Source organism: Pseudomonas palmensis, assembly GCF_017848315.1.
In the GTDB taxonomy this organism is placed as follows: domain Bacteria; phylum Pseudomonadota; class Gammaproteobacteria; order Pseudomonadales; family Pseudomonadaceae; genus Aquipseudomonas; species Aquipseudomonas palmensis.
The window spans coordinates 33952-38023 of sequence record NZ_JAFKEC010000058.1 but is presented as its reverse complement, the minus strand read 5'-3'; the positions used below and the strand labels follow the sequence as shown (position 1 = coordinate 38023).

Annotated in this window: 4 protein-coding genes; all 4 read right to left on the bottom strand. The window is 59.2% G+C overall.

The genetic code is table 11. From position 1 onward, the window contains the following. Positions 1 to 2244 (bottom strand): DUF6531 domain-containing protein (locus JZZ72_RS23100; RefSeq protein WP_210015213.1); only part of this gene is annotated, 2244 nt, incomplete at its 3' end. Positions 2245 to 2360: 116 nt separating this feature from the next. Then, positions 2361 to 2540 carry a hypothetical protein gene (locus JZZ72_RS23095; protein WP_210015212.1) on the bottom strand — a complete coding sequence of 60 codons (180 nt, stop codon included), beginning with the start codon at positions 2538 to 2540 and terminating at the stop codon, positions 2361 to 2363. Between the two features lie 138 nt (positions 2541 to 2678). Continuing rightward, the gene (locus JZZ72_RS23090) at positions 2679 to 3281 is read right to left on the bottom strand and encodes a hypothetical protein (protein ID WP_210015211.1); all 603 of its coding nucleotides are present in this window, start codon (positions 3279 to 3281) and stop codon (positions 2679 to 2681) included. A 571-nt stretch (positions 3282 to 3852) separates the two neighbouring features. Continuing rightward, positions 3853 to 4072 (bottom strand): hypothetical protein (locus JZZ72_RS23085; protein WP_210015210.1); only part of this gene is annotated, 220 nt, incomplete at its 5' end.

Here is a 4072-nt window from a genome sequence, read left to right as displayed (position 1 = left end):
GATCGCACTTACCAGGCCGCTTGGGGTGTAGGCAAATTCGGTCTTGTTGCCCAGCGGGTCGACCGTCTCTACCAGGTTGCCGCGCTCGTCGTAGTCGCGCAGCCAAAGGCCACCCTCGGCATCGCGGATCTTAATCAGCTGGTCATGGTCGTCGTAGGCGTAGTGCAGCGTGCTGTGGTCGGGACGGATGTGCTGCAGCAGGTTGCTACGCTCATCAAAGCTGTAGCGGTCCTGGCTACCGTCGGGGTGCACGTGGCGGATGATGTTCTTGCGTGCATCACGGAACAGCCATTGCTCGCGGCCATCGGGATGTACGACGCGGTAGGTATAGCCAAGGGCGTCGTAGTAGTACCAGGTTTCCTGGCCGTGGGCGTCGGTGACGTAGGTCAGGCGGATGTTCGGGTCCCACGCCAGACGGGTCTCGAAGCTGCCGTCATCCGCCCATTCATGAATCGCCTTGGCGTGCGGGCCTGTGCCATCCCATTCGAGGTTGAGGCCACGGTCGGTGCGGTCGGTGTAACGGGTGATCAGATGATGCTGGTACTCATAGTGCCAGGCGGCACCGTTTTCATCCTGAGCCGTCACCAGGTCACCCGCGCCGTCGTAGTGATAGGCGCACAGTTGGCGCAGCGGCTTGCCATCGACCACCTGCCACACACCCTGGATATGCCCCTGCTCATCCAGCAGGGTGCCCAGTTGCAGGTGCACCTTGCTCAGGTCGTCGTCCTGGTAGGTGTTGATATCGGACAGCACCGGCTGGCCGTTGTGGCGATGCTCGTAATGCAGCATGGCACCGGCACCGCTGCGCAGGCGAATGTGGGTCAGGTAAAAGCGCTCGCCGACCTGGGCATAGGTTTCGAACCGCTCCTGGCCCCGCACCAGGGTCAGCTGATGTGCACTGGTGCGCTTGAGGGTCAGGTACTCGATGGGGTCGTGGTGCCAGGTGTCGACCTCGAGCCACGGGAAGTCGTGGCTGCGTCCATCGCTGTCATGCAGCACCAGCCCCTTGTCGACCACATCGATGCAGGTGGTGAACTCGGTGATCCAGCGTGCGCCTATGGTGCCGCTATCCAGCGCGTCGAGCCGCGAGTTGTAGACCCGGGCCCAATCCACCGGGAACGGGCCGGACAACGCGAAGTCCTGATGAACGACGGTCTCGTCGCCGAGCACATGGCCGATGCTGTGGCCGGTACAGGGACAGATACCATTCTTGTCGGTATTGGGGGCCTTTTTGGCCCTGACCTGGCGGCTGACCACCTCGGTCGGGCCTTCACTGTGGATGTGCCGCGCCTGCTGGGTGACCCCGGGGCGAATGCTGGTGGCAACGCCGCGCCTGGCGGGGTGTGCCAGCACGGTTTCCAGCAGGCGGCTCAGCAGCCAGGCAATGCTGTTTTGCATGCCAGGGGCGCCCAGGGCTTCGAGGCGATCCGGCACCGACGCGGCCAACCCGTCGAGTGTGTGCACCAGCGGGCGCAGCAGGCTTTCCAGCGCCTCGCCGAAGTGGCTGGCGACATGGTTGTAGGCCGCCTTGAGGTTGTCCTCGGAGGCATTGGCCAAGGCCGACAGCGCCAGGCGCCAGGCGTCAGTGCTCAGCAGCGAGTCGTACAGCGCCGCCTGGGTCATCTGGGTGCGTGACAACTGGTGGCTGGCTGCGGCGTCGAGTTGGCCCCGGGCAGCGGCTTCTATGGCCCTGGCCAGCGTGGTGAACAACAGGCGCGCGGTGTCGGCGGCCTCGCCGAGCATGGCCGGCAATTGGGCCAGCGCCTCGCGTACGTAGTGTTCCAGGGCGCCGCGGATGTTGGCATGCAGGTGGCCGTCGATGATCTCCAGGATCACCGCGCCGATGTTCGCCCTCGGGCGACGGCGCAGGGTCTGGCGGGTCAATTGCAGCACCGGGCGCAGCACCATGCGCGCCTTGGCCAGCCCAGGGGGAAACGGCACTACGCCGATCAGGTTGATGCCCAGGCTGACCCAGTCGAGCGGGTCGGGGGACGGGCTCTCCAGCAGCGTGAGAATGTCGATCAGTACATCCACACCGGCCAGGGCATTACAGACCACCGGCACATTTTCGCCGGCCTGGCGCAGCAGTTGCAGGTTCACCAGGCCGTAGGTGGCCTCGCGCAGCCAGTGGTCGACAGAGACGGCGGCAGCGCCGAGGTCTTCACTGAGCAGGGTTTCGAGTGGGGCAATCGCAATCTGGATCTCACGCTCGCTGGGCGTGGACCCGGTGGGGGAAGCAGACATCGGGAATAGCCTTCCTAGGCAGGGGCGAAGCGCCCTGGGTGGTCCATGAAGGCAAAGGGTACGAGGGCAAGGAATTCTCAGATATGGAGAAACTTCCTGGAGTTGTGTGGGATGTGTCACATAAAGATGTAGATGCCGCGGATATACACCGGCACCGGCAGGCGGTCGAAGCCGCGCACGAACACCACCTGCTCGGCGCGACCGCCGATGTAGCCCAGGTTGACGCTGGGGGCCCGGGTGAACGTGCTGGCGACAGTTAAGACAGTACTTTTCGTACAGTGCCTAGAGCGCCCCATCCAGCACGTCACCTACTTCCCATTGACTTGCGTTGCCTACCTCCAATGTTTGGAACTGATGTGGCAAGTGCTGACAGCTCGAGCGCTGCATTTATCGTCACTTCAGTTTTCTACAAAGCCAAGCTCCCCATTGCGCGGCTATGTGCGTTTCCGACCTTGCATCTCGCCCACATACCAGTGGCTTCCATTGGGGAAGTCCAACGTCACAGACTGTTTGGACGACACTGGCCTCTGTCCATAATTTGAATTTTCCTTGAAGGGGGGTTGCTCCGTAGGATTGTCTGAGTTGAGCCATTCCTTAATGAAAGCGTCGGTAGAATTCAGCTCAATCAGACAGAAGTCAAAATCTGAATTATTTGTCAATTTGAATAGAAGATTTTTTGGATCTTCAGGTGGCGCAGTTAAGGAATCGGCGGTCGTCGCTATAAACCTTCCGCCGGGGTAGAGAACGAAGTCATAAATGGTTTGGGGCGAACTCAATGGGGATTTTGTACCCTTGGTGGGGTCGTTGAATTTTTGGTAGTGAAAATAATTGATCTTACCCTCCATTTCGTTTTGGAGTTGTACGCTGTAGGATGTTGCGCTGGAGATTTTTGCACTCATGATCGATGCTCCCAGGATAGCCACTCGGCTTTGTGTTCCTGGATAGCTTGCTACGTCATTTTGCTTGTCACAACTGTCAACTTTGCCAGTTGCATCGAGCGGATCCAGCCTTGCTGCCTGAGCAATAATGCAAAGCATCCGGCTCCCGCTTCAGGGGCGTTGCGCATACTGGTGTAGAGCGTGTAGAAGCCCACCCCCGTGAACCTTGCGAGCTCGCAGGGTATCCAGCGAACGGGCCTCAGGACTGCTACTGCGCCACCCGAACATCAGATGGCAGCTCCACTCAAAAAGGGAGGGTGTTGCAACGGCAATACCCTCCTCTGTTCAACGCATGCACTACTTAAAAATGCTGACGACGCGAGAGCTGAATTAGGGTCACTTGAGTCTGTACAGCACCCAAGCTCCCCGTTGCGCTGCCAGGGGAAAAGGTCAGTCATCTATTTTACTTCGCTCACCGCCCACACGCTTCCTTCGATTACCGCCACACTAGTTGAGCTTCCTGGGCGTAGCAGCCATGCGTCCCGTTCAGAGGGGTCGTCAAAGGGGATACCTTCGTAGATGGCCCAGAGCCTTAGTGCCCCCCCTGAAAACCGATTCGCTCCTGTATTCACGTACAAACCCATTTGCTTGTATCTATCGATTATTAACTTGCGCTGATTTTGAACGTCTTCATCACTTTCGTCCCCCGGAATGTCCTCCAGCTCGGCTATTAGCCAGTCGGGATAAGGGGGGGGGCAGGGTATACGCGGAGCAACCCGACATAAAAACCTGAATTATTTGTAAATTTGAATCGAAGAACTTGTGGATCTTCAAGCTGCGTTTGGTAGGACTCGGCGGTCGTCGCTATAAACTTTCCGCCGGGGTAGAGATTGAAGTCATAAGTAGTTTGGGGCGATGTTAATGCGGATTTTGTACCCGAGGCGGGGTCG